Below are 24,259 nucleotides of genomic sequence, written 5' to 3'. Positions count from 1 at the left end.
CCCACCTCGGCGTCATTCGTACGGATTCCAGATTTTCGGCGTGTTGTTGGAACCGGTGATCCAATCCTGCACCTCCTTCGGGGCGTCGTCCAGGCTCGGTTTCTCCGAGTTGCTATCGAGCGTGTAGTCGAGCTTCTTGTTCGCCTCGTTCCGAACGTTGTTGGCCATGCTGACCAACGCTTCCTTCGGGTCCTTGTTCGAGCCCAGAATGGCCGAAATCGCTTGACTGTATCCGGTCGTCGAACCTTCGACCGAGCCGAGGAACGGCGTGTCCTGTCCGCCGCCGTAGACGCCGTAGCGCCGAGTCTTCTGTGCTTGGGTGACGAACGCGTCGAGCCAGTCGTCGGGAAGCTTCGTCGGGTTCTTCGTGAAGAGGTCCATCTGCTCCTGACTCTTCCGTACCGGCATGAAGACGGGTGCGGACGCCGCGAAGTAGTCGGACTGGTTGTCCGGTTGCATCATGTACTTCACGAACTCGTTCGAGCGGTCGCCGACTTCGTGCTTGGAAACGTCGTCGGTGAACGGGCTGAGACAGGAACCGCCGCGGAACGACCACCGTTTGCCCAGCGGTCCCTCGGGCATCGGCTGGATACCCACATTGTCCCGGAGTCCGGCGTGTTCCTCCGTCCGGGCGAGACGTGCATCCTCCGCGCCGAGGTGCGCCATCCCGGCATCGCGCTCCCGGAAGAACTTGTCCGTCGCGCTCGAATCCTGGCTCGTCCAACCGTCTGCCGGCAGGTCCCACGCCTTCTTCAGGCTGGCATAGAACAGGTGACCGAACAGGGACCCGGCCGAATCGAGTTCTACCTGCCACTTTCCATCCTTCTTGCTGTAGAACTTCCCGCCCGCGTTCGCCGTGTAGGCGAACGTGTGTTGACCGGTCGTGAAGTCGCGAGCGCCGGGTTCGATGTACCCCGGATTTCCGGTCTCTTTGACCACGTCTTTCCCGATTTTGACGAGTTCCTTCCAGTCCTTCGGCGGCTTGCTGTGACCCGCCTTTTCGAGGAGGTCCTTCCGATAGTACATCGGTCGCGTCTCGACGAACCACGGGACGCCCCACTTCTTGTCGTCCCAACTGGCCCACGCTTCCATCGGCCCGTACCAGTCGTCGTACGAATCGTAAATGTCCGTGATGGGTGCCGTCGCACCGAGACTTCCGAAGTTCACGGCGTGTTCGTTGGCCATCTCCGAGACGTTCGGCGTCGTCCGTCCCTGAATGGACGCGTTCCACTTCGGGAACACCTGATTCCACACGATGACGTTCGTCGAGACGTTGACCGGCGAATCCGAGTGTTTTTCGAAGCCCTTGGCGGCCTGCTTGATGTTCTTCGTCACTTCCGGGATGTATCCGCGCATCGTCCAGAAGATGAAGTCCTTTTCACCCTTCGTTTTGCTATCACCGCCGCTACCGCCGAACTGTTCGGTACATCCGGCCAATCCGGCTGCGGCACCGGCCGCACCCATGGATGCAGCAGCCTCCATGAAACCGCGCCGGGAGTAGTCTCCCTCGTCGGGGGTACTGGTTACCGTCTCGTCAGTAGCGTCGCCGACCGATGAATCAGTTGCCTTCGGCATAGTGACACGGATTATCATTACTATAGGGGGCAATAACCTTTTCCCTTAGGACACTTCTCTCCTCGTCGAACAGTTCTTCGAAGGGAAACGAGAACTGCTACCCGTTTAGGATAGCACGACAGTCGCTCACGGCCGCGGCGTCGTCACCTTCGGGGGAGAATTCGCACCCGATGTACCCGTCGTACCCCGCAGCGGCGAGCGCGGGGAGGATGTTCCCGTAGTCGAGTTCCCCCGTTCCGGGTTCGTGTCGACCGGGAACGTCCGCGATGTGGACGTACCCGATGTGGTCGAGGTGACTCGTCATGTTGGCGATGACGTTTCCTTCCGTGATCTGCTGATGGTACACGTCGAAGAGGAGTTTGACGTTCGGATCGCCCACCGCATCGACGATGTCGTATCCTTCCGCCGACGATTCGAGGAAGTAACCGGGGTGATCCACGGCCGTGTTCAACGGTTCGACGGCGAGCGTAACGCCCGCGTCGGCGGCGTCGGAGGCGACACTTTCGAGCGCACCCACGATAGCACCTCGTTGGGTAGTGCGGTCGATATTCGCCTGTTCCTGTCCCACGGTGATAATGAGGGTCGAACAGCCGAGGCGTGCGGCCGTTTCGATGGATTCGCGCATGGATCGGCAGGCCTCGGCGGTTCGGTTCGGATCCGTCAGCGGAACGTCGCTGCCGAGCATGGCTGCGACGTTCAGGTCGTGTTCGTCACACGCGTTGGCGACCGCATCGAGGTCCTTGTCACGCCATCCCCAGAACTCCACCGCGTCCGCGCCGGCCGCCGCGGCGAGACCGATTCGCTCCGTAAACGGTGCTCCTTCGAAGACCATCTCGACGCAAACCGACAGTTCTGGCATCGGTCACTCCTCGGCCGGTTCCGGAGTGAGCGTCCCGTCTTCGATCAGCGCATCGAGGGGGTTGTCTTCGATGTCGAGCGGCAACTCGACGCGGCCGTGTCGTCGTGACGATTCCCACGCGCCGAAGATGATTTCCGTCGCCTTGAGCGCGTTCTCCGCGTTCAGTTCGGAGGTGGAATCGTTCTCGACCGCTTGGACGACGTCGGCTATCGCACGGTCGATGAAGACCCGACCGAACTCCCGGGAATCGAGGCCGTGGAGGCCCTCGCCGTCACAGTCGACGTGTTCCCACCCGTCGTCCCCGTCGCGCTTGATGCGGAGGATCTGGTCCTCGGTTTCGTTGTTCGGGAAGCCGTGTCCGATTTCGATGGTGCCCTCGCTGCCCACTAGGCGGTTGTGACAGTTGACCAGATCCGCTCCGATTCCGGTCGTCGCGAGTCCGTAGACGTCGTTCTCGTATCTCCAAGAGGCGAGCGTCTGGTTCTCGTTGTGGGCGCCGAACCACAGGTCTTCGTCCCGGTAGTCGAGCTGGGAGATGACCCACTCGGCCCTTCCCTCGTCGTTGAAGTAGTTACAGAGGTCTACCGAGTGGGACCCGTAGTCGTAGATGTTGGGAGCCGCACACTCAACCCGCTGGAGGTCTCCGATTTCGCCGGCGTCGAGCAATTCCTTGGCCCTTCGATATCCTCGGCCAAAGCGGCGTTGGTGATTGAACGTCAATTTGACGCCCTCCTCGTCACATACCTCGACCATCCGTTCGACGTTCGACCACGTCCTGTCCATGGGTTTCTCGCAGTGTATCGCCTGCACCGCGTTGCTCCGCGCGATGTCGGTCACGATGTCGGCGTGCGTCGGCGGGGGCGTACAGACGCTGACGATGTCGGGTTCGACCGCGGTGACCATGTCGAGGTACTCCTCGAATACACCGTCCGCTTCGATACCCCAGTAGTCGGCGAACGCTTTCGCGTTGGGTTCGACGATATCGGCACAGGCGACCAACTCCGCTCCCGCGTAGTCGTAGGCCGCGGCGTGACGGTACGCCATCGCGAATCCTTGGTTGTTCTGTGTCTCGGGGTCCGGTCCGGTTCCGACGAAGGCGCTAGTTACTGCTTTCATTGCCTCTGAATCACGTACGGAGGTTATTCGAATTCCACAATAAAGTTTGTGATTTGGTAACTTATGTCCCTTCGATGACGTTCCGGAGTGCTGACGGCGCAACGTATATGAATCGAGCGTGTGACTACCAACCATGGATGTCGGAGTCCTCACAGTCGCATTAGCGGAAGAATCGATAGCGGACACGTTCACGTACCTCTCCGATCTCGGTGTCGGGGCGGTCGAACTCGCTTGCGGCGGGTTCGTCGGCGACGCGCATCTTCCGAGGGACGAGTACTTGGACGACGAAGAATCCCAGTCCGACCTACGGACACTTCTCAACGAAAACGATCTGTACGTTTCGGCGCTGGCGACACACAACAACCCGCTCCATCCCGTCGAGGACCGCGCGGCCGAAGCGGACGAGGAGCTCCGCGAGGCGATTCGCCTCGCGAGCCAACTCGACGTGGACGCCGTAACGACGTTCTCGGGGCTCCCCGCCGGAGGGCCGAACGATTCGGTTCCGAACTGGATCACCGCGCCCTGGCCCGACGAACATCGCGAAGCCCACCAGTATCAGTGGGAGGAAGTTGCCATCCCCTACTGGCGGGAACTCGAAGCGTTCGCCGACGATCACGGCGTGGACGTCGCCATCGAGATGCACCCGAACATGCTCGTCTACGAACCGCGCGGGATGCTCGAACTCCGCGAGGCTACCGGCGACCGTATCGGCGCGAACTTCGACCCGTCCCACCTGTTCTGGCAGGGAATCGACATCACCGACTCGATTCGACTGCTCGGCGAGCGGGACGCTATCCACCATTTCCACGCCAAGGACACCAAGGTGTACGACGCGAACGCCCGCGAAAAGGGCGTGCTCGACACGACGCCGTACACCGACGAAATAGACCGCTCGTGGATATTCCGGTCCATCGGGTACGGTCACGGCGAGGCGTTCTGGAAGGATATCGTCTCGACCCTTCGCATGGTCGGCTACGACGGCGCGCTCTCCATCGAGCACGAGGATTCACTCACGTCCGCGACGGAAGGGCTGGAGAAGGCCATCGACGTGCTCGAACGGGCGGTGTTCGAAACGAACCCCGGTGACGCGTACTGGGCCTGAGGTGCGCCGATGGGCGACGCTTTTCGGTGGTTCGCACTCGGCGTTTTGCATCCGTACCAACGTAACACGCACGTTCATACGGCATAGGTATTCTGGATATCAGAACGGGGATTCAAACATCCGTTTCGAAACGATATACCGTGTTACTCCACGGTTTCGACTCGTGTCGTCGTGAAGTACGATCGGCCGGTCGCCGGTACTTCTTTCGTCGTCGGAACATCGAACGCCGCCGTGGAGACGATATCGCTCGCCGACCGACCGACGCGGAGTTCGTAGGGACCTCGCTCGACGGCGAGATTCATGTCCCGGTCGTGGAACGCGAGTTGTGACGCGTCGATTTCGAAGGTGACGCGTTTCGATTCGCCAGCGACGAGAGATATCCGCTCGAACCCGACCAGTTCTTGAACCGGTCGTGCTTGACTCGGGGACTTCGCGCTCGCGTACAGCTGGACGACTTCGTGTCCGTCGCGGTCGCCCGAGTTGCTGACCGTGACTTCGGCGCTCACCCGCCCGGACGGAGCGAGCGAGTCGGTCGATAGCGATAGGTCGCCGTATTCGAAGTCGGTGTAGCTCAGACCGTGGCCGAACGGGTACAGGGGTGTGCTCGCCGTGTAGACGTGCTCTTCGTTCGCGGTGTTGGGTTTTCGGTTGTAATAAACCGGCAGTTGGCCGACCGACCGCGGGATGGAGACGGGGAGGCGGCCGCCGGGATTGTGTTCGCCGAACAACACTTCGGCGATTCCTTCACCCCCGCGTTCGCCCGGAAGCCACGCGTAGAGGAGCGCGGGCGCTTCCTCTACGATCCACTCGACGGAGTGGGGTTTCCCGCTCACGACGACGACGACCAACGGCGTTCCGGTCTCGTGGACGCGTTCCACGAGTTCCTGCTGGACGCCGGGGAGGTCCAAGTCGACCACGTCACAACCTTCGCCGCTGGTGGGAACGCTCGGGAGGTCGGCTTGCTTCTCGTCGATGTCGGAGAAATCGACGGCGGAGCGCGCGCCGACGAACGTGATGGCGACGTCGGCGTCTTCGGCCGCCTCGGCAGCCGAATCGAAGTTTTCGGTCGAGGATCCGGTCGTCGTACACCCCTGCTCGTATCGAACATCGAACCCGGCGTGCTCGCCGCGCGCTTCGATGGCGTCGAGTGGGGTCGTGGCATCGAAGTCGACTTCCTCCGTGGGATAGTGGGCCGGATACGCGTAATCGCCCATGAGTTCCTGTGCGTTGTCGGCTTTCGGACCGACGACGGCCACGGCGTTCAGTTCCTCCCCGTCGAAGGGGAGAAAATCGTCCTCGTTCTTCAGGAGGGTCATCGATTCGCGGGCGGCGCGGGTAGTGAGTTCTCTCGCGCTCTCGGTGTTGAACGGAGCGTCAGCGGCGTCGACGTCGACGGTCGGTTCGTCAAGGAGTCCCTTCTCGGCCTTCGCACGGAGGACCCGACGAACCGCCGTATCCACCGTCGCTTCGGCCACGTTTCCATCTTCGACGGCGTTCACGAGATGGTCTCCGTAGCAGTCCGTGTATGGGAGTTCGACGTCGAGACCGGCCTCGACGGCCATCACCCCCGCCGCTTGCTTCGATGCCGCGACGCCGTGCTCGCTTTGCAGGAATTCGACGCTGTAGTAGTCCGAAACCACCGTCCCGTCGAATCCCCACTCGCCACGGAGAACGTCCGTCAGCAACCACTCGTCGCTCGCACACGGGATGCCGTCGATGTCGTGGTAGGCGTTCATTACGGACTCGGCGTCGGCCGTTTTGATGACTGCCTCGAACGGGAACAAGTGGGTCTCCCGAAGTTCCCGGCGTCCGACGTTGACCGAACTGCGGTTTTTCCCGCCCTCGCCGGCGCCGTGACCGGCAAAGTGCTTGAGCGTTGCGGAGATGCCGTCGCCATCACCCTGCAAACCGTTTACGTATCCACGGGCCATCGCTGCGACGAGATACGGATCCTCGCCGAACGTTTCCTCGACGCGACCCCACCGAAGGTCCCGAGCGATGTCGAGCACCGGCGAGAGCGCGTGCGTCGTCCCGATCGCTTCCAACTGACCGCGGATGGTGTCCGTTATCTCCGCGACGAGGTCCGGCGACCACGTACTCGCGACGCCGATCATCTGCGGGAACGTCGTTCCGCTCGGTCCCATATAGCCGCTCAGACACTCCTCGTGGGGAATCGCGGGGATGCCGAGTCGAGTCTCGTTCCCGAGATAGTCCTGGAGTTCGTTCGTCCGTTTCGCGGCTTCCCGTGGTGGAAGGCTTCCTTCCCCGCCGAGTCTCGTCAGGTGACCGATTCCGTTTTCGAGGAGTTTTTCCACTGCCTCCCGGTCGAGGCTTCCATCGTCGTCGAGCAGTTTGTTCGCGTTCACCGACCCCAGTTGTGCGACCTTTTCCGTTATCGTCATCTCTTCGAGGAGCTCTTCTACTCGCCCTTCGTCGGCGATACGAGGCTCTCCACGATCCGATTCAGTTTGCATCAGTTGATCTCTCACAATCACATCTCTTAATGGTTTGGACGGGAGGTATCGCGGTATTTCCGCGCTCGGTTACTCGCTTCCCTCGGCAACGATGGAGTAGTCCACGACAACGGTACCGCCTAAACGCACGACGGAACAGGTGTGATTCGAGCCGTCACCGAACTGGAGGTCGTTCCGCCAGTTCGGGAAGCCGGGAACGCCCACGGCGTTCGCCATCGATTCCCGCCAATACGGCATCCAAACTCATTTCTCGGACGATGCCGCGCCGATATCTACCGCCAATTCCCCGATTCGGCAGTCGAAACGTCATGAGCCGATACATCCGACGCGAAGTGCAAACACGTCACCGGCTTCGTCGGGTATCTCGACGAGACCGACCCCATGGACGGACAGATTCCGACGACCGGAACCGAATCGAGGGAACAAACGTCACGCCGAAAAAGGACGAACCGAACGGCGGTACCGAGTGGTTCCTCAGTAGCTGTCGTACACCGTCTTCTCGATGGTGTAGAACTCCAGTCCCTCGTCGCCCTGTTCGCGCCACGTCTCGCTGGACGAGCGCTTGAACCCGCCGAAGGGAACGTGCAGTTCGAGTCCCGTCGTCTTGTCGTTGACCTTCACGACGCCCGCCTCCACCTCGTCGATGAAGCGGTTGGCTTCCGTGTGGTCGTCGGTGACGATGCTCGCCGAGAGGCCGTAGTGAACGTCGTTCGCGACGTGGAGACCCTCGTCGAAATCGCTCACCTTGATGACGGCGACGACCGGCCCGAAGACCTCCTCCTGTGCGATTCGCATCTCGGAGTCCACGTCGGTGAACACGGTCGGCTCGACGAAGTAGCCCGATTCGACCGCGTCACCGTCGGGCGTGCCGCCGCCCGCAGCGAGCGTCGCGCCTTCCTCCTCGGCGATGCCGATGTAATCGAGCGTCGATTCGAGTTCGCTCTCGCTGACCTGCGGTCCCATCTCGTGATCGGCACCCGGTCCGATGTCGATGGATTCGGCGCGGTCCACGAGTTCGGCGACGAACTCGTCGTACACGTCCTCGTGGACGATGGCGCGGGAACACGCGGTACACGACTGGCCGGTCGTTCCGAACCCGCCGTTGGCGACGATGTCGGCCGCCTCCGCCGGGTCCGCCGAGGACGCGACGACCGTCGGGTTCTTGCCGCCGAGTTCCGTCTGGACGCGCTTCCCGGCGTCCGTCGCTTGGTCGTACACCATTCCGCCGACTTCGCTGCTCCCGGTGAACGACACCGCGTCCACCGCGTCGTGTTCGATGAACTCGGTGCCGACGGTGCTTCCCGACCCGGTGACGACGTTCAGGACGCCGTCGGGCAGACCCGCCTCGTCCAGCGCTCGCGCGAGTTCGATGGCGACGCCGGGTGCGGCCGATGCGGGCTTGAGAACGACCGTGTTCCCCGATGCGAGTGCCGGCGCGAGCTTCCACGCCGGGATGGCGATGGGATAGTTCCACGGCGTGATGAGCGAAGCGACGCCGACCGGTTCCTTGACCGTGTACAGGTTCTGGTTCGGCGCGCTCGGACTCTTCATCGTCCCGCCGAGGTCGGCCGCCTTCCCGGCGAAGTAGTGGAAGATGTCGATTGCCCGTTGAACCTCTCCACTGGCTTCGGCGTAGGCCTTGCCTTCCTCCGCGACGAGCATGTCCGTGAGTTCCTCTTTGCGTTCCGCGAGCAGACTTCCCGCCTCTCGGAGGATTTTCCCGCGCTCCGGTCCCGGTGTGGACGCCCAGTCGTTCGCAGCGGCCGCGGCGGCTTCGACCGCATCCGTCGCGTCGGCCGTACTGGACGACTGATAGCGTCCCGCGACCTCGCTCGGGTTTGCGGGGTTCTCCACCTCGATGGTGTCGCCCGTCTCCGCTTCTGTCCACTCGCCGTTGACGTAATTTTTCGTCGTGTGCGACATCATCCTCCTATTCACACCTCTCCCATACGACTTTTACGGTCCGACGAAGGTTTGGCGCGAATTTTTACTATCGCCATCAGTAGCTTTTTGCCGACCGGGTCGAATCATCGGATTATGACCGTCAACGACTACCTAAACGGCGTCAGGCAGCGAGATTGGGAGGAACTGGATGCGGGGACCCTCCGCCTCGCCGTCGTGGGGCTCGGGTGGTGGACGCGCGAACAGGCCATCCCGTCGATTCGGGAATCGAAGTTCTGCCAGACGACCGTCGCCGTCAGCAGTTCACACGAAAAGGCGGAAGACGCCGCCGACGAAATCCCGACCGCCACGGCCGCCATCACCTACGAAGAGTTCGTGGACGGTCGCGCGACCGACGAATACGACGCCGTGTACGTCTGCACGCCGAACGCGTATCACCTTCAGTACGTGTCCGCCGCGGCGGACCACGGAAAGGCCGTCCTCTGTGAAAAGCCGATGGAAGCCACGCTCGAACGGGCGGAGGAACTCGTCGCGGCCGCCGAAGACATCCCGCTGATGGTTGCCTACCGGATGCAAACCGATCCGCAGGTCCGGCGGATGCGCGAACTCGTCCGCGACGGTGCCATCGGCGACCCGGTCGCCGTCCACGGCCACATGGAACAGCAGATGCTCGACTTCGTCTCGGGCAACCCCGACCAGTGGCGACTCGATCCCGACCTCGCCGGCTACGGTTCGACGGTGATGGACTTGGGAATCTATCCGCTGAACACCGCCCGGTTCGTCCTCGACGCCGACCCCGTGAGCGTGACCGCACAGATGCACTCCGAACACGACGCGTTCGACGAGGTCCCCGATGAACACGCCACCTTCTCGCTCCAGTTCGACGACGGCACGTACGCGGCCTGTACCGTCAGCCAGAACGCAAACCTATCGGGTGGTTTCCAACTCATCGGAACCGAGGGCGAACTGCGCCTCGACCCTGCCTTTTTGGGCATGACGCCGCAGACGCTCACGCTTCGGGGCGCGGAGGGGCGGGAGATGAAAATCGACGACGGCCGACGCGACCTGTTCGGCGACGAGATGACCGAGGAGTTCGATTACTTCGCCGACCGCGTCATTCGCGGCGTCGAACCCACGCCGGACGGCGACCACGCGCTCGTCGACATGCGGACGCTCGCCGCCATTTACGAGGCCGCCCACACAGGAACACGGGTCACGGTCGAGTAACCGACCCGAACGGCTTCTCCCGATTCGCAACCTTTACTACCGACCTCTAGGAACCCTCGCATGCAATGGTTGATCATGCGAAGCTCCGCGACCCGAACGCGGAGTATACGATGCGCGACCTCTCCGCCGAAACGATGGGCATCACGAACCGTCGCGGCGGGGTCCGCGATGCGGAGATAACCGACGTTCAGACGACGATGGTGGACGGCAACTACCCGTGGATTCTCGTTCGCGTCTACACCGACGCCGGCGTCGTCGGTACCGGCGAGGCCTACTGGGGCGGCGGCGACACGGCCATCATCGAGCGGATGAAGCCGTTCCTCGTCGGCGAAAACCCGCTCGACATCGACCGACTTTACGAACACCTCGTCCAGAAGATGTCCGGCGAAGGTTCCATTTCCGGAAAGACCATCTCGGCCATCTCCGGCATCGAAATCGCCCTCCACGACCTCGCGGGTAAACTCGTCGAACTCCCCGCCTACCAACTCGTCGGCGGGAAATACCGCGACGAAGTTCGGGTCTACTGTGACCTCCACACCGAGGACGAAGCCGACCCGCAAGCCTGCGCGGACGAAGGCGTCCGCGTCGTCGAGGAATTGGGATACGACGCCATCAAGTTCGACCTCGACGTCCCGTCGGGCCACGAGAAGGACCGCGCGAACCGCCACCTCCGCGGCCCGGAAATAGATCACAAGGTCGAAATCGTCGAAGCCGTCACGGAGGCCGTCGGCGACCGCGCGGACGTGGCGTTCGACTGCCACTGGTCGTTCACGAGCGGCAGCGCGAAACGCCTCGCCCGCGAACTCGAGGAGTACGACGTGTGGTGGCTCGAAGACCCGATACCGCCGGAGAACCACGACGTACAGCGGAAAGTCACGGAATCGACGACGACGCCCATCGCCGTGGGCGAGAACGTCTACCGGAAGTTCGGCCAGCGGACGCTGCTCGAACCGCAGGCCGTGGACATCGTCGCGCCTGACCTGCCCCGCGTGGGCGGCATGCGCGAGACGAGAAAGGTCGCCGACCTCGCGGACATGTACTACATCCCGGTCGCGATGCACAACGTCTCCTCGCCCATCGGGACGATGGCATCCGCGCAGGTCGCCGCGGCGATTCCCAACAGCCTCGCGGTCGAATACCACTCCTACCAACTCGGCTGGTGGGAGGATCTCGTGGAGGAGGACGACCTCATTCAGGACGGTCGAATGGAGATCCCCGAGGAACCCGGCCTCGGCGTGACGCTCGACTTGGACGCCGTCGAGGAACACATGGTCGAGGGTGGGGAGTTGTTTGGCGAAGAGTAATCTTCGTCGAGCCAGCGGAGTTTCACTCCGCGTTGTTTGATGAGGCGTAGCCTCATCAAGCCAGCAAAGCTCCAATTTGCGTCGTTCGACGAAGAGTAATCTTCGTCGAGCCAGCGGAGTTTTACTCCGCGTTGTTCGACGAAGTGTAGCCCGACACCTCCTCGGTCGAAAACGCTTCCGACGACGATACTCTTTTAACACCTTCCGCTCATCACTGTGTATGCGCTATTACCGACTCCCCGGGGGAGAGACTCGCTCATCCACGGATTACTTGGTAGCAATCGACGACGACGGAACCGCATACGACCTCTCGTCCGTTTCAGCCGATCTCGGCTCGTTCAGGGATCTCGCCCGCGCGGCGAACGCGAACGGCGAATCGGTCGATTCGATCGCCCGAAAACGTCTCGGCGAGGCCGAACGCATCGATTTCGACGCCGCCCGGGACGTCCTCCAACCCGTCATCGCCGACGAGGTGTGGGCGGCGGGTGTCACGTATCAAATCAGCGAGGAGGCACGCAAAGCCGAGAGCGGAAAACCCGAGGTGTACATGGACGTGTACGACAGCGACCGACCGGAACTGTTCATGAAGGCCACGCCGTCGCGGACGGTCGGGCCGGGAGAAGCCATCGGGGTGCGCGGAGACTCCACGTGGGACGTCCCGGAACCGGAACTCGGCATCGTCCTGCACCGCGGCGACATCGTCGGCTACACCATCGGAAACGACGTTTCCAGCCGCGACATCGAAGGGAAGAACCCGCTGTACCTTCCGCAGGCGAAGGTGTACGACCGTTGTTGTTCGCTCGGCCCGTGTGTCGCCTCGGCGGAAACGGTCGAGGACCCTCACGACCTCTCGATGTCCCTCTCGATACGACGCGACGGTGAAACGGTGTACGAGGACTCGACGTCGACGAGCGAGATGGTGACCACCTGCGAGGAACTCGTCTCCTATCTCGCTCGCCACAACAGCCTTCCGGAGACGCTGGTTCTGCTCACGGGAACCGCGCTCGTGCCTCCGGAGTCGTTCACCCTCTCCGAAGGTGATGAAGTCGTCATCGACATCGACCGTATCGGCCAGCTCGTCAACGATACCGTCACCGTCTGACCCGATAGCAAGCGCTAACGCACCCGAACAGAGTCATCTTTTCCGGCGGGCGGTCCGTTTCGACGTGATGGCCCGTCCGCTCGGTCGTCAACGTGTTCTACAATCCAGAACAGAACTGGACGACAAGGAAGGTGGTATTCCGGTCGAGAAACCCTCGGTCGAGTGGTGACCCCTCGTCTCACCGAGTTATACGCCGGAATAACGCAGCTGTTGCAATTTATCGATGGAGTGTAATGGTTCTGGCATCGAGAACAAATTTCGGCTGAATTCGTTATACGATCGACTATTCGCTTCCTCTCCACCATTGGCATTACAATCGTAGGGTTGTATGCCTTACGAAGATTTATCCGATTTTACTGCTGTTGGCCCCCGATCGGCGACCGCGGTGGGAAATCGTTTTCTGCAGCAGAATCCACGAAGATCTGCATTCCCGATGTTGGAACCGAACGGAACCGCATCTCTCCGCAACCACGGTGTTCTTGAAGAACGATGACCGCTCGAAGTTTTGAACCGGAATCGACCGTTTCTCCGGCGTGAGTCCGTGTTTCGTGCGAAGTCCTTCGGTGGGAATCGTAGCTCTGTTCGTCGAACCCCGTCCGCTCACTCGGAACGTACGGTGTCGATAACCCCGCGGAGATATCCGACGGTAAATCCGCGCGCTCGGTGACGCCAATCGTCGTCGCCGACCATCTTCGGGACGTGGTCCGGAATGGCTACCCCATCGAATCCGACGTCGTGAAGCGTTCGAACCACTTCGACGGTGTCGAAGTTCCCCATATCCACGAACGTCTCGTGAAACTCCGGAACCGTCCCCACGACATCTCGGAAGTGGATAAAGACGATCTGGTCGCGCTCACCAAACCGGCGAAGTACTTGCGAGACGTCCTCGCCCATCTGGGAGAAACAGCCGAGACACAGCTTCAATCCATGGTTATCGCTCGGAACGAGGTTCATCGCCCGTTCGAAGTTCTCGACGTTGCGGAACAGTCGAGGGATGCCTCCGAGCGATTCTATCACCGGCGGGTCGACGGGGTGCAGTGCGAGTTGGACGCCCGCTTCTTCCGCTACCGGGAGCACCGCTTCTAAGAACTCGCGGTAGTTGTCCCAAAATTCGGGTTCCGTGTACTCCCTGTCCAAATCGGGAGCGAGCGCGTGCGGATCGTCGAGTTCGGCGAGGTCGAACCCGGTGCCGAGCGCTTGACCGCGAACGTTCACTGGAGATGTTCGCATCGGCACGACGCCACGGGGGTTCCATTGATATCCCAAGATGGGAATCTCTGCCTCGCCGAGATTCCGGATGAGGGTTGTGATCTGGTCGAGCGATTCTTCACTTCCTTCCCGACCGAACATGATGTCCCCGTACAGTGAATACGGAAGCGATTGAATACCTGTGAGCGACAGCCCCGCCGATTCGACCCGTTCGCGCGCTGCCGTTAGCTCTGTAACCGTGGGGATCGAATCGCGGCCGACGGAAACCGTTTGAGCCCCTTCCTTGTCGTTGAACTCGTCCGGTTCCTCGTCCGTGTCCGCGTGATCGACGAATATGTCGGTCGCACCCAATTGACGGATGTATCTCAAACGGTCCTCCGAGAGCGAACGTGTTCTGACACCGACCCGAACAGCAGCACCTTTCGACGTCTCAGCAGTAGCACGGTTGCTATCCATACCTCAACCACGTTCTGGAACACATAAATATATTTGATATCTTAAAAACAAGTTCGGTGGATGAAAAACCGTTTCCGCCCCCTTACGATGTGATTCACCCGATCTCGTTCCCCGTGTCGGAGTGAAAAAGGACAACTATCTTTTTCGTGTATTTTGATGTTAACCGTATCGAGTATGCGGTCAATACTGTGGATTTTTTATCGTAGAGGACAGTGGGTACCGTATGGCTCCACGCACAAAAAAAGCGGCAAACAAAATAAAATCCATCGACACGTCATTCGAGATCATTGAATATCTCATGGAAAAGGATGGTGCTGGAGTGACTGAACTTGCGAACAACCTAGGACGGTCTAAGAGTACGATCCACGCTCATTTAAACACCCTCGAGCAACGAAGGTACGTGGTACAAACCGGCGACACGTACCGCGTTGGGCTACGGTTTTTGAATATCGGCGGGTACGCCGCCCACTCCAACTCGGTGTATCGGCTCACGAAAGACGAGGTAGACGAACTTGCGGCCGAAACCGGTCTCGCCGCTCAACTCGTCGTCGAAGAACACGGCAAAGGGATCATCGTTCATCAGTCGAGAGGAAACAAAGCGGTTCAAACGGATTCCCACATCGGTACCGAACGGCATCTTCATTGCACGGCATTCGGAAAGGCCATGCTCGCATACTTCCCCCGCGAGCGAGTTCGAGAGATCCTCGACAGACACGGGATGGTCGAACGGACTTCGAGGACCATCACATCGATGGACGAACTCACCAAGGAATGTGAGGAAATTCGTTCACGAAACGTGGCGTTCGACGATAACGAACAAATCGAAGGCATTCGATGCGTAGGGGTGCCAATACTCACAAACACCGAGGAGGTCCTCGGAGCTATCAGCGTTTCCGGGTCGACTCGTCATATGGACGATGAAACGTTCCGCAAGAGAATGCCCGAGCTAATTCAACATACGGTGCGTGTTATCGAGATAAACTATTCGAACGTGTGAAGAATGGATGGGATAGCTACTATCGAATCGGAGTCCATACCCTCTTCGTGTTACGGTGTCGGATTCGCAACGTGGGAACGAGCGTGAATGGTTTTTACGAACGGGTCTGCTTTACAGACATAGTGCTGTAATCCGTCTCTCCGTTCGATAATATAGAACACCATCCGCGTACGGAGCATCCCATCGTGACAACTAGATGAATGATATGTCGTATTCGACGTCCGAACGCTCCGAAACGGCCGACTCCAGCCGTAACCGAACGGTGAGTACCGTTGTGTTCGATAATTCGGAACGGAATCTGGGGTCCCCCGGAACCTCGATTACGGACTCGGAACTTCGACTCGCTCGTTCGTCGCCGCGGACTCGTACGCCGCTTCCTTTACTATCGTCGCACGCAGGGCGTCCCGTGCCGTAGCCGGGGGTGTTTCGTTTTCTCGGATCGACTCGATGAACGCTTCCGGTTTCGTCTTTCGCTCACCGCTGTCCGCATATGGTGACACTTCCGAACCATCGCCAGTAATCTTCTTCATCGTTCTGTCTTCCCATTCTCGACCATCGAAGTACATCGCTCCCTGGTCGTCCCAGATGTGGATATGTTCTCGCGTTCGGGGGACGATACCCGAATCGAAGACGTTTGCGATCGTACCGTTTTCGAACTCGATAACGATCGAGGATTGTGTATCGAGTCGTTCGTCGTCGCCGTGATAGTCCATTCGAGCAGTAACGTATTTCGGAGTCAGTCCTGTCACCCAGAGTATCGCATCGATGATGTGCGTACCTGTCGTATAGAGGTGGCCACCGCCACTCAAGGAGGTGTTCATACGCCAATTGGTTCCCTTTTCGAAGTGGTGACGCCAGTCTTGAGTAATCTCGGCGGTGACGAATGTCGGCGTCGAATTCCCGAGCGCCCAGCGTTCGCGGGCCTCGATGAACCCGGGGTTCAGGTGACGTTGGTACCCGACCATCAACACGGAATCGCTCGCCTCGTCCCGTTCGACCAGCGCTTTCGCATCGGCGAGATCGATGGTCAACGGTTTCTCACAGAGGACGTGAAGTCCCCGGTCGAGAGCGGCGACGGTTTGCTCGTAGTGGAGTCCATTCGGGGTGACGATGAGTACGGCGTCTAGCGACTCGTCGTCCAGCATCCGCTCGTAATCCTCGTAGAGCGACGTCTCAGGAACGGCAAGTCGCGTCGCCGTTTTGGATAACGCGGCCGGATCGATGTCTGCTATCGCCGAAACCTCTGCCGATGGGAGTCGGTTGAATTGCTCCCCCAGTACGCCTCCCAAGCCTCCTGTGCCCACTATTCCTATTTGACTTACGGCATCGCCGTTCGTATGATCGGTCATTGCGGTGTGTTCGTGGGAATCAATCACGAGGATATAAACTTATGGAAAGATCATAGTTTGAATATATGTTGGAACATCTACGAACAACTACTTCGTACGGCGTCAATTCTCCAATCATCGGACCACGAAAAATCTCACACCGTGAGGATAGCGTCAGTGCGCTGGATGTCTCCCTTACCGATGACGAAATAGAAACGCTCGAGGCACCGATCGACCCCACGTGGTGTTCGAAGAACCTCTGATAACCGGTCGCGCGACTGTGCGCTCTAAAACGACCGATACTGGTCATATCGACCGTTTCGGTGTCGTCTCCCGCTGGACCTAGGTGGTAACTTCCGTTCGCTTGATCCGTGGGGACGAGCGACCATTTATATGGCTCCTCTTTGGATACTACCGTATGAAACAAACACCGAATCCGAGCGTCACGTCTCGTGCTCGAACCGACCATACGCATTGGATGACGGTAGCGGCCTACGCCGTCCTCGGTATCGCCGTGACTATCTACACGGCTTACACGCTTCTGCCGGTCAGTACAAGTCCGTATAGCTTTCTCACGGGTCTCGTACTGACCGGTGCTGCCCTGTTGAGCTTGTTCGCATACTTCGCTCTATTCAAGGATACGATCCATCTCTCACACACCGAGTCCCAGTGGAAGCCGAGTTGGGTCCGATACTTCATCTCGGGGTTCGCCATTCCATTCTTCTGTTACCTACTCCTTGTAGAGGGTATCTCACTCGGAAAACCGACGCCGTTGATCATCGTCTACTCGTTGATTTTCTCCACGACCGTCACGTGTCTCGTCTACCTTTCCTTCCGTCGGCGCTACGTGGGACTGGCATAACTGGCGGGGTGTCGTTCCTCTCGTCCACTCGCACTTGTTCTCCACGGAACTGATTTATTCCTCAGATATAGTGTATAATACTAATAGCAACTCATATATAGGGTGAAATCATCAACTCATGATAGACCATGGCAAACACAGGTTGTAGTAGACGCAAGTATATGAGCCTCGCCGCCGCGATGGGCGCAGGTAGTATCGCTGGCTGTTCCGGTGGCGGCGGTGGCGGCAGCGGTTCGGACACGATAACCGTCTGGTCTGACGCGTTCGATTCCCAGACACCGAAGCTCAAGAAACTGATGCGCGATTCGGTGGACGGGAAGGTCGAATTTTCGGATATGCGCTACGACAGTATCAAGAAGAAGTATCTCACCGGCGCAAAAACGGGGACGCCGGACGTCGTCGAAGCGACGCCGAACCACCGAGGCGATTACGTCTCGGCGGATCTGATCGAGCCGTTGACCGACCGGGTGGACAAGCTCGACTACAAGGACGGATACACCGGTCTGGATACGATGAAGTACAAAGACGATATCTGGGCGTTACCCTATATCGGAAACGGTCGTGGGTTCGTCTACCGACAGGATATACTCGAGAAGTACGGCTTCGAGGTCCCCGAAAAATGGTCGGACTTCGTCGAAATGGGCGCTGAAATCACGAAAAAAGAGGACGGGATGCACGGCTTCACGCTCACCAGCCAGAAAGGAAACACTCGCGGACTTCAGGAGTTCCTGTCGTTCCTCTTCCAACGTGTCGATGCGATATTCGAACCGGACGGAGACGGATGGAAACTGGTGCCGACGGCGGAGGACTTCGGTATCGTCTTCAAGGAGTACTTCTGGGATCCCTTCTACAAGACGGATAAACCCGCGACGGACCCGAACGCGAGGGGAATCGACTCCCTCGCTCACGATATCGCGTACGTGAACGGGAACTATGCCGCCATCTCCACCGGCCCGTGGATTCCGGGATTGGCCAGCGGGTCGGACGACACCAACGAACAGGCGATGAAGAACTATCGGAACAGCGTCGCAACGCATAACCCCCGAGTCGAAGGTGGTGAGAAAGGCACGTACATGGAAGTCAAGCCCGTTTTCCTGAACAACAACTCGAAAAACAAGGACGACGCGTGGAACGTGGTCAAAGCGGCCACGAGTCCGGAGGGAATCAAAACGTTCCTCGAAGAGGACCCCGGCAATCTCCCGGCCCACGAGGACGTCGAATGGAACGTCCCCGAGCAGACCAACAATCCCGATTGGAAAGGGTTCAAAGAGGTCTTCAAAACCGGGAAGTCCTACGGATTTTGGAGCGTCAGTAAGGTTTCGACGACGTGGTTCGACCTGTCGCAGAAGGTGATGTACGACGAGATAGACCCGATGAAGGCGGGCAAACAACTCCACCAGGAGTGGTCCAGCAAGGCAGGGGAAATCTAAACGCGTCCTCTTTTCGAGAATTTCGGCGCAAACTCGGTAGTACCGCACTGATATCGGTCGTCCTTCCGTAACACTTCCAGCGTCGATACGTTCGGCACTCTTCTCACCGACGCTACTCGTTCCGGGGTGAGAGAATATACGTACACCAACTCGACGGGTGTTTCGTCGTCGGTGTTCGAATCGAAGTGAGGAGAAGACGGCCTTCAATACCATCTCGTTTCTCTACCGAATCCCATTACTCCTCTCGATTCGGTCGTGCTGAAACGAGTGTGTGGTTCGGTTCGCAGCGAGGTGAGAAACCGTCGCTGCCGAGAAATCGGCGGTTACGTACCGTGCATTCCGCCGCTTGCGAGCCCCTCGACGATGTAATTCTGGACGAGGGCGAAGAACACGATCGACGGAATCGCGGTGACGGTTGCTGCTGTGACCGTCGCTCCCCAGTTGATGGTGTTCGCGCTCTGGAACAGGAAGAGGCCGAAGGGGAGCGTTCGCGTTCCGCCACTCTGTGAGAGGACCGACACGAAGAGGAAATCGTTCCACGACGTGACGAAGGTGTAAAACGATGCGACGGCGATGCCGGGCAGCGCCAGCGGAATGATCACGTGGTAGAGGGCGGTTAAGTGAGAGCAACCGTCTATCCGTGCTGCTTCGTCGAGCGCTTTCGGTATTTCGTCGAAGAATCCTTTCAGTAGCCACATGGCCAACGGGAGCGCCCGCACGCAGTGTGCGAGGATGATCCCGAGATAGGAGTCGACGAGGCTCAACGAGTACATCATCAGGAAGAACGGGATGATGATCAGCGCGGGGGGCAACATCTTCGTCGACATGAAAGCGACGAGCAGTACCTTCCGCCCCGGGTAGGTGAATCGGCTCAGCGAGTACGCCCCGAGAATTCCCAACACGAGCGTTATCGCGGTCGTACTGAACGCGATGATTATCGAATTGACTAACAGCGATTGGAACTGCGGATCGGACAGTACCAACTCGTAATTGCCGAGCGTGAAGTTCTCCGCCGAGGGAATGATGATGAGATGGTCCGCCTGAATGATCGAACCCGATTTGATAGTCGATAGCGCGAGCCACACGACCGGGAGGAGAAACCAGATGAAATACAGTGCCAACGCCGCGTACACACCGAGCGCGTATTTGAGACTGTGCTCTTCGCCGACCCATGCGTCTAAGCGGTCGATGACGCCTTCGTTTCCGTCCGTCGTATGTCGATTAGTTGTTGCCATTGTCGTTCTGTTTTCCGTTGGTCGTGGTTCGGGAGCCGTCGTCGTTCGAAGCCATCATTCCGTGTCCTCCAGTACGATGTAGACGGTCGTGAACATCGCCAATAAGACGAGCATCACGGCGCCGACGGCCGACGCGTACCCCAACGCGTACTCGCGGAACGCCTGTTGATACACGTACGTGCCGAGTACTTCCGTCGCGTTCACGGGACCGCCGCCGGTCGCGATATAAATCATCTGGAACGAATTAAACGCGGCGATGGTCTCGATGACGATCATGATCATCGAAATGTACGAGATGTTCGGTAAGGTGATGTATCGAAACATCTGTAGCCGACCGGCACCGTCTATTTCCGCCGCTTCGTAGTACTCCTCGGGAATCGACTGCATGCTGGCCATAAGCGCGATGGCGACGAACGGGGTGTCTTTCCAGACCCGTAACATCGTTACCAGCGGCAGCGCGAGCGACTTGTCGCCGAACCACGATTTGTTCGGCCCACCGACCATCTTCATCAGTAGATTGGCCAAGCCATAGTCGACCTGAAACGTCCACGTCCAGATGATGACGATAACCACGGGGGGAATTACCCACGGGACCATGGATAAACTCCGTAGCTTTCCGATCCCGGGCAGATTCTCCTTGAGTAAGAGCGCGAGGCCGAGTCCGAGGAGATACATCGACACCACGGCTCCGACCGTCAGCAGTACCGTCTGTTTCAGTGCGAGCGCGAACACCGGGTCCGCGAACAATTCGTGATAGTTCACCAATCCGATCCACTCGACGTTGTCGGGATTCAGGAACGAACGAGAGTGAAAGCTAATCCAGAGGGCTTGTATCGTCGGATACACGATGATCACGAGCATCATCACCGTCGCGGGTAGTACGAGCCCGTATCCGACCCACGTTTCACGTGCGAACCACTCGGCCTCGCCGAAGAATCGGCGTACGCGATGAAATCTATACTCTTCTCCCGTAGGTGTCGACATCGATTGTGACAATTATCGACGGCCATATAAAAATTTATGCCAAAAACCGACACGAATGTGTGTACAATAAGATAGTACTCCCCGATTCGACTCTCAATCGCTACAGCTGCCACGCGGAAAACGCCTTATATTGTTCGAGACCACATTTATCAATATACTTCAAAAAGACATATAGTAACAATTCGCAAATACTCCGTTCAGCAATGGCGGATCTAGAGCTACGAAACTTCACGAAGGTTTATCAATCGGGGTCCGCGGATCCGATCATCGGCGTCGATGACCTCAGTATCACGCTGGAGGAAGGCAACTTCCTCGTTCTGGTCGGCCCGTCCGGATGCGGAAAGTCCACGACGCTTCGGAGCATCGCCGGTCTCGAATCGGTGTCGGAGGGTGAGATTCGGATCGACGGAACGGTCGTCAACGACGAGAAGCCGAAAAACCGGGACATCGCGATGGTGTTTCAGAACTACGCGCTCTATCCGCACATGTCCGCGCGTGAAAACATGAGTTTCGGGCTCAAAATGACCACGGACCTGTCGGATGAGGAAGTCTCGGACCGCGTCGAGCGCGTCTCGGAGATGATGGGCATCGACGACCTGCTGGGGGATAAACCGAAGGAACTCTCCGGGGGGCAGCAACAACGGGTGGCCCTCGGTCGTGCTATCGTTCGTGAACCCCACGTGTTCCTGTTGGACGAACCGCTCTCGAACCTCGACGCCAAACTCCGGGCACACATGCGTACCGAGATTCAGGAACTGCAGGAGAACCTGAACATCACCACCGTCTACGTCACGCACGACCAGACGGAGGCGATGACGATGGGGGACAAAATCGCAATCCTCGATGGTGGGACGCTTCAACAAGTCGGAACCCCGCTGGAATGTTATTACACGCCACAAAACCAGTTCGTCGCGGGTTTCATCGGCGAACCGGCGATGAACTTCTTCGAGATGGAAGTCGACGACGGGGACCTCGTGAGTGACAGGGTCAGATATCCCCTTTCCGGCACTCGTCTCGACGCGGTACGTGGAGAGGGCCACGTCACGCTCGGCATTCGTCCGGAGGATATCGAACTCGCCGATGGTCCGGGCGATCATACGATCCGTGCGAACGTCAACGTCGTCGAACCGCTCGGAGACATCAACTACATGCACGCCGACGTCGAGGGTATCGAGTTGACGGTGAAGATACCCGGCGAACGATACGTAGAACAGGACACCGATGTCACGCTGGTGCTTCCCGAAGAGAAGATCCATCTCTTCAGCGGCGAAACGGGCGACACGCTTTGTAACCGAAGTTTGCCGACGGACGAATCGTTCCCGAAACAACTGTCCTCCCACGGGGATTGAGACCCCTCCGACGAATGGTCCTTCCGTGACCGGAAACGAACGGCCTCGTGTGCGTTAGTCCTTCGACAGTTCCGTTGCCGGCAGTACACCGTCCACCTTCAGAACGAGATTCGCGGCTTCCGTGGCGCTGATGATCGCGTTCCGTTTTACCGCCGCAACATCGACGATTTCGGACGCGTACGCGTCGGTCGACTCCCCGGAACGGACGTTTATCCCAGCATCCCTCTCGCCGCCGTCGTGGGCGGCACGTAGCTCGGTCAGGGCCCGTAACGAGTCGCATCCCGCATTTTTCGCGAGGACGTATGGGATCTTTTCCAACGCGTCCGCGAAAGCCTCCATCGCCAGTTGCTCGCGGCCGCTCCGTTGTACCGCACTGTTCCGAACGCTTTTCGCGAGTTCCATCTCTATCGCACCGGCACCCGGAACGACTTGCCCATCGGAGAGCAATCGGACACCGAGGCCGATCGCATCGGTGACGGCACGTTCGAGTTCGTCCGAGACGGTCTTCGTCGTCCCCCGGAGGACCAGCGTCACGGCGGCCGCAGCCGTTCGATCGATGTAGAAGGTGTTTTCGTCCCCGGTATAGAGAACGTCCGCTCGCCCGACCTCGTTTCGTATCTTCACACTCGGGTCGGAAACGATCGGTACGTCGAGCAACCGTGCCAAAAACTCCATGTCCGGTTTGGGAGTGAACCTCGTTATCGGAACGCCCTCCTCGGCCAGACGCCCCGCTATTTCGTCGTCGACGCGTTTCTGACAAAACACGACGTCGACTCCGGCCTCGACGATACCGTCTACTATCCGACGGCGGACGCGCGAATCCCGCTGGACGAACCGTCGATACCGATTCGGGTCGCTCACGTCGGCGATGAAGTCGCTTTCCGAGTCACCAACTTCGAGCGGTGCCTTTACGAGAAGTACGGAGGCATCGTCGAGTTCGACGGGTACGTCCTCGACGATCGGTGACTTCTCTATAACCGCGCCGGAACGTAGCTCGGATTCCCCGACCCGTCGGCCGGGGCGACGAACGACGGCGATTCGCTCGGTGTGGTCCCCGCCTTTTCGGTCGCCGACCTGTCGAAAGGCATCGACGAGCAGTTCCGCTATCGCTCTCCCCTCCGCATGGGAGACGGTTCCGGCGAGGGTACTCGCTATCGCCTGCTCGAACAGGGGGTCGTCCTCGTTCGCTACGCCCCTCGCCATGGTCTCCAACTGATCGCACGCGAGGGAACTCGCGGCGCGAAATCCGGAGACTATCGATGTCGGATGGACTCCCTCGGAGAGGAGCGTCCGTACTTCCCGTATCAGTTCTCCCGCGATGATTATCGCGGTCGTCGTTCCGTCCCCTACCTCCGACTTCTGTGCAAACCCTACGTGTGCAACCATCGTTCCGAATGGATCGTCGAACGACATCCTCTCCAGGACGGTCGCACCGTCGTTGGTGATCGTCACGTCACCGTTCTCGTCGATGACCATCTTGTCCATCCCGTTCGGCCCGAGCGTCGATCTGACTGCCCCTGCGACCGCTCGGGCCGCTCTAGCGTTGTGGAACTGTACCGTTCGTTCTTCTTCGCCGTTGGAGTCCCACCATCTCCTCCCGTCCGTGGTGGCTTGAGCCATGTGATACCTATTTGCGTGGACATCCTTAAATACGTTCTGTGACCCCGAAATACCAGAACGAACCGATTCCGATATCGTCCTTCTTCCTAAACTTCCGTATTCATAAAATATATGTTTCTTCGGGAGAT

The 24,259-nt window shown here is 59.1% G+C and carries 19 protein-coding genes; 8 read left to right on the top strand and 11 right to left on the bottom strand.

From position 1 onward, the window contains the following. Window positions 1–12: 12 nt before the first annotated feature. The 3 genes from LJF34_RS22180 to LJF34_RS22170 all read right to left on the bottom strand — a co-directional run bounded on the left by LJF34_RS22180 (window position 13) and on the right by LJF34_RS22170 (window position 3,550). Entirely contained in the window at window positions 13–1,575 is a 1,563-nt protein-coding gene (locus tag LJF34_RS22180) for an extracellular solute-binding protein (RefSeq protein ID WP_231187903.1), read from the bottom strand. 97 nt (window positions 1,576–1,672) lie between these two features. Next, window positions 1,673–2,434, bottom strand: coding sequence for a TIM barrel protein (locus LJF34_RS22175; protein ID WP_231187902.1), 762 nt, complete (start codon window positions 2,432–2,434; stop codon window positions 1,673–1,675). A 3-nt stretch (window positions 2,435–2,437) separates the two neighbouring features. Continuing rightward, a complete protein-coding gene (locus tag LJF34_RS22170) occupies window positions 2,438–3,550 on the bottom strand; it encodes a Gfo/Idh/MocA family oxidoreductase (protein ID WP_231187901.1) in 1,113 nt (370 codons plus the stop codon). Window positions 3,551–3,683: 133 nt separating this feature from the next. On the opposite strand from LJF34_RS22170, the gene LJF34_RS22165 reads away from it, so the two are divergent. Then, window positions 3,684–4,652 (top strand): sugar phosphate isomerase/epimerase, encoded by a 969-nt coding sequence (locus LJF34_RS22165; RefSeq protein ID WP_231187900.1) that lies wholly within the window; start codon window positions 3,684–3,686, stop codon window positions 4,650–4,652. A gap of 143 nt (window positions 4,653–4,795) precedes the next feature. Here the strand turns inward: LJF34_RS22165 and LJF34_RS22160 are convergent, their stop codons facing one another. The 3 genes from LJF34_RS22160 to LJF34_RS22150 form a co-directional block, all read right to left on the bottom strand. Then, the gene (locus LJF34_RS22160) at window positions 4,796–7,054 is read right to left on the bottom strand and encodes a glycoside hydrolase family 3 N-terminal domain-containing protein (protein ID WP_231188221.1); all 2,259 of its coding nucleotides are present in this window, start codon (window positions 7,052–7,054) and stop codon (window positions 4,796–4,798) included. Between the two features lie 141 nt (window positions 7,055–7,195). Then, window positions 7,196–7,342, bottom strand: coding sequence for a hypothetical protein (locus LJF34_RS22155; RefSeq protein WP_231187899.1), 147 nt, complete (start codon window positions 7,340–7,342; stop codon window positions 7,196–7,198). 258 nt (window positions 7,343–7,600) lie between these two features. Beyond that, window positions 7,601–9,049, bottom strand: a complete 1,449-nt coding sequence (locus LJF34_RS22150; protein ID WP_231187898.1) for an aldehyde dehydrogenase family protein — start codon at window positions 9,047–9,049, stop codon at window positions 7,601–7,603. A 114-nt stretch (window positions 9,050–9,163) separates the two neighbouring features. On the opposite strand from LJF34_RS22150, the gene gfo6 reads away from it, so the two are divergent. The 3 genes from gfo6 (at window position 9,164) to LJF34_RS22135 (ending at window position 12,661) form a co-directional block, all read left to right on the top strand. Then, a complete protein-coding gene (gene gfo6, locus LJF34_RS22145; protein ID WP_231187897.1) occupies window positions 9,164–10,255 on the top strand; it encodes a D-xylose 1-dehydrogenase Gfo6 in 1,092 nt (363 codons plus the stop codon). A gap of 65 nt (window positions 10,256–10,320) precedes the next feature. Continuing rightward, on the top strand, window positions 10,321–11,559 hold the full coding sequence (locus LJF34_RS22140; RefSeq protein WP_231187895.1) for a mandelate racemase/muconate lactonizing enzyme family protein: 1,239 nt from the start codon (window positions 10,321–10,323) through the stop codon (window positions 11,557–11,559). A 220-nt stretch (window positions 11,560–11,779) separates the two neighbouring features. After that, complete coding sequence (locus LJF34_RS22135) at window positions 11,780–12,661, top strand: fumarylacetoacetate hydrolase family protein (RefSeq protein WP_231187894.1); 882 nt, start codon at window positions 11,780–11,782, stop codon at window positions 12,659–12,661. A gap of 600 nt (window positions 12,662–13,261) precedes the next feature. On the opposite strand, the gene LJF34_RS22130 is transcribed toward LJF34_RS22135, so the two are convergent. After that, window positions 13,262–14,326 (bottom strand): mannonate dehydratase, encoded by a 1,065-nt coding sequence (locus LJF34_RS22130; protein WP_231187893.1) that lies wholly within the window; start codon window positions 14,324–14,326, stop codon window positions 13,262–13,264. Window positions 14,327–14,549: 223 nt separating this feature from the next. Between LJF34_RS22130 and LJF34_RS22125 the strand changes: the two genes are divergently transcribed. After that, on the top strand, window positions 14,550–15,323 hold the full coding sequence (locus tag LJF34_RS22125) for an IclR family transcriptional regulator (RefSeq protein ID WP_231187892.1): 774 nt from the start codon (window positions 14,550–14,552) through the stop codon (window positions 15,321–15,323). A gap of 320 nt (window positions 15,324–15,643) precedes the next feature. On the opposite strand, the gene LJF34_RS22120 is transcribed toward LJF34_RS22125, so the two are convergent. Next, complete coding sequence (locus LJF34_RS22120; protein ID WP_255666422.1) at window positions 15,644–16,672, bottom strand: Gfo/Idh/MocA family oxidoreductase; 1,029 nt, start codon at window positions 16,670–16,672, stop codon at window positions 15,644–15,646. Between the two features lie 397 nt (window positions 16,673–17,069). Here LJF34_RS22120 and LJF34_RS22115 point away from each other — a divergent pair, with 397 nt between their 5' ends. Then, the gene (locus LJF34_RS22115) at window positions 17,070–17,513 is read left to right on the top strand and encodes a hypothetical protein (RefSeq protein WP_231187890.1); all 444 of its coding nucleotides are present in this window, start codon (window positions 17,070–17,072) and stop codon (window positions 17,511–17,513) included. 161 nt (window positions 17,514–17,674) lie between these two features. Then, the gene (locus LJF34_RS22110; protein WP_231187889.1) at window positions 17,675–18,943 is read left to right on the top strand and encodes an extracellular solute-binding protein; all 1,269 of its coding nucleotides are present in this window, start codon (window positions 17,675–17,677) and stop codon (window positions 18,941–18,943) included. Between the two features lie 323 nt (window positions 18,944–19,266). On the opposite strand, the gene LJF34_RS22105 is transcribed toward LJF34_RS22110, so the two are convergent. Next, the gene (locus LJF34_RS22105) at window positions 19,267–20,178 is read right to left on the bottom strand and encodes a carbohydrate ABC transporter permease (protein ID WP_231187888.1); all 912 of its coding nucleotides are present in this window, start codon (window positions 20,176–20,178) and stop codon (window positions 19,267–19,269) included. A 54-nt stretch (window positions 20,179–20,232) separates the two neighbouring features. Continuing rightward, window positions 20,233–21,162: a sugar ABC transporter permease gene (locus tag LJF34_RS22100; protein ID WP_231187887.1), complete on the bottom strand. Its 930-nt coding sequence runs from the start codon at window positions 21,160–21,162 to the stop codon at window positions 20,233–20,235. Between the two features lie 203 nt (window positions 21,163–21,365). On the opposite strand from LJF34_RS22100, the gene ugpC reads away from it, so the two are divergent. Then, the gene (ugpC, locus tag LJF34_RS22095; RefSeq protein WP_231187885.1) at window positions 21,366–22,511 is read left to right on the top strand and encodes a sn-glycerol-3-phosphate ABC transporter ATP-binding protein UgpC; all 1,146 of its coding nucleotides are present in this window, start codon (window positions 21,366–21,368) and stop codon (window positions 22,509–22,511) included. Between the two features lie 54 nt (window positions 22,512–22,565). Here the strand turns inward: ugpC and thsB are convergent, their stop codons facing one another. After that, window positions 22,566–24,131, bottom strand: a complete 1,566-nt coding sequence (gene thsB, locus LJF34_RS22090; RefSeq protein ID WP_231187883.1) for a thermosome subunit beta — start codon at window positions 24,129–24,131, stop codon at window positions 22,566–22,568. Window positions 24,132–24,259 lie beyond the last annotated feature (128 nt).

Source organism: Haladaptatus sp. DYF46 (genome assembly GCF_021083305.1).
Classification (GTDB): Archaea; Halobacteriota; Halobacteria; order Halobacteriales; family Haladaptataceae; genus Haladaptatus.
Note: the sequence above shows the minus strand (reverse complement) of the source record. Positions and strands in the feature narration are given on the sequence as shown.

Bases quoted from the DNA above. Each gene is read 5' to 3' on its own strand.
- LJF34_RS22130 (WP_231187893.1), bottom strand. From the start codon at position 14,326: ATGGATAGCAACCGTGCTACTGCTGAGACGTCGAAAGGTGCTGCTGTT.
- LJF34_RS22115 (WP_231187890.1), top strand. From the start codon at position 17,070: ATGAAACAAACACCGAATCCGAGCGTCACGTCTCGTGCTCGAACCGAC.
- ugpC (WP_231187885.1), top strand. From the start codon at position 21,366: ATGGCGGATCTAGAGCTACGAAACTTCACGAAGGTTTATCAATCGGGG.
- LJF34_RS22100 (WP_231187887.1), bottom strand. From the start codon at position 21,162: ATGTCGACACCTACGGGAGAAGAGTATAGATTTCATCGCGTACGCCGA.
- LJF34_RS22105 (WP_231187888.1), bottom strand. From the start codon at position 20,178: ATGGCAACAACTAATCGACATACGACGGACGGAAACGAAGGCGTCATC.
- LJF34_RS22175 (WP_231187902.1), bottom strand. From the start codon at position 2,434: ATGCCAGAACTGTCGGTTTGCGTCGAGATGGTCTTCGAAGGAGCACCG.
- LJF34_RS22155 (WP_231187899.1), bottom strand. From the start codon at position 7,342: ATGGCGAACGCCGTGGGCGTTCCCGGCTTCCCGAACTGGCGGAACGAC.
- LJF34_RS22135 (WP_231187894.1), top strand. From the start codon at position 11,780: ATGCGCTATTACCGACTCCCCGGGGGAGAGACTCGCTCATCCACGGAT.
- LJF34_RS22150 (WP_231187898.1), bottom strand. From the start codon at position 9,049: ATGTCGCACACGACGAAAAATTACGTCAACGGCGAGTGGACAGAAGCG.
- LJF34_RS22160 (WP_231188221.1), bottom strand. From the start codon at position 7,054: ATGACGATAACGGAAAAGGTCGCACAACTGGGGTCGGTGAACGCGAAC.
- LJF34_RS22180 (WP_231187903.1), bottom strand. From the start codon at position 1,575: ATGCCGAAGGCAACTGATTCATCGGTCGGCGACGCTACTGACGAGACG.
- LJF34_RS22165 (WP_231187900.1), top strand. From the start codon at position 3,684: ATGGATGTCGGAGTCCTCACAGTCGCATTAGCGGAAGAATCGATAGCG.
- LJF34_RS22170 (WP_231187901.1), bottom strand. From the start codon at position 3,550: ATGAAAGCAGTAACTAGCGCCTTCGTCGGAACCGGACCGGACCCCGAG.
- LJF34_RS22110 (WP_231187889.1), top strand. From the start codon at position 17,675: ATGAGCCTCGCCGCCGCGATGGGCGCAGGTAGTATCGCTGGCTGTTCC.
- LJF34_RS22120 (WP_255666422.1), bottom strand. From the start codon at position 16,672: ATGACCGATCATACGAACGGCGATGCCGTAAGTCAAATAGGAATAGTG.
- LJF34_RS22125 (WP_231187892.1), top strand. From the start codon at position 14,550: ATGGCTCCACGCACAAAAAAAGCGGCAAACAAAATAAAATCCATCGAC.
- LJF34_RS22140 (WP_231187895.1), top strand. From the start codon at position 10,321: ATGGTTGATCATGCGAAGCTCCGCGACCCGAACGCGGAGTATACGATG.
- gfo6 (WP_231187897.1), top strand. From the start codon at position 9,164: ATGACCGTCAACGACTACCTAAACGGCGTCAGGCAGCGAGATTGGGAG.
- thsB (WP_231187883.1), bottom strand. From the start codon at position 24,131: ATGGCTCAAGCCACCACGGACGGGAGGAGATGGTGGGACTCCAACGGC.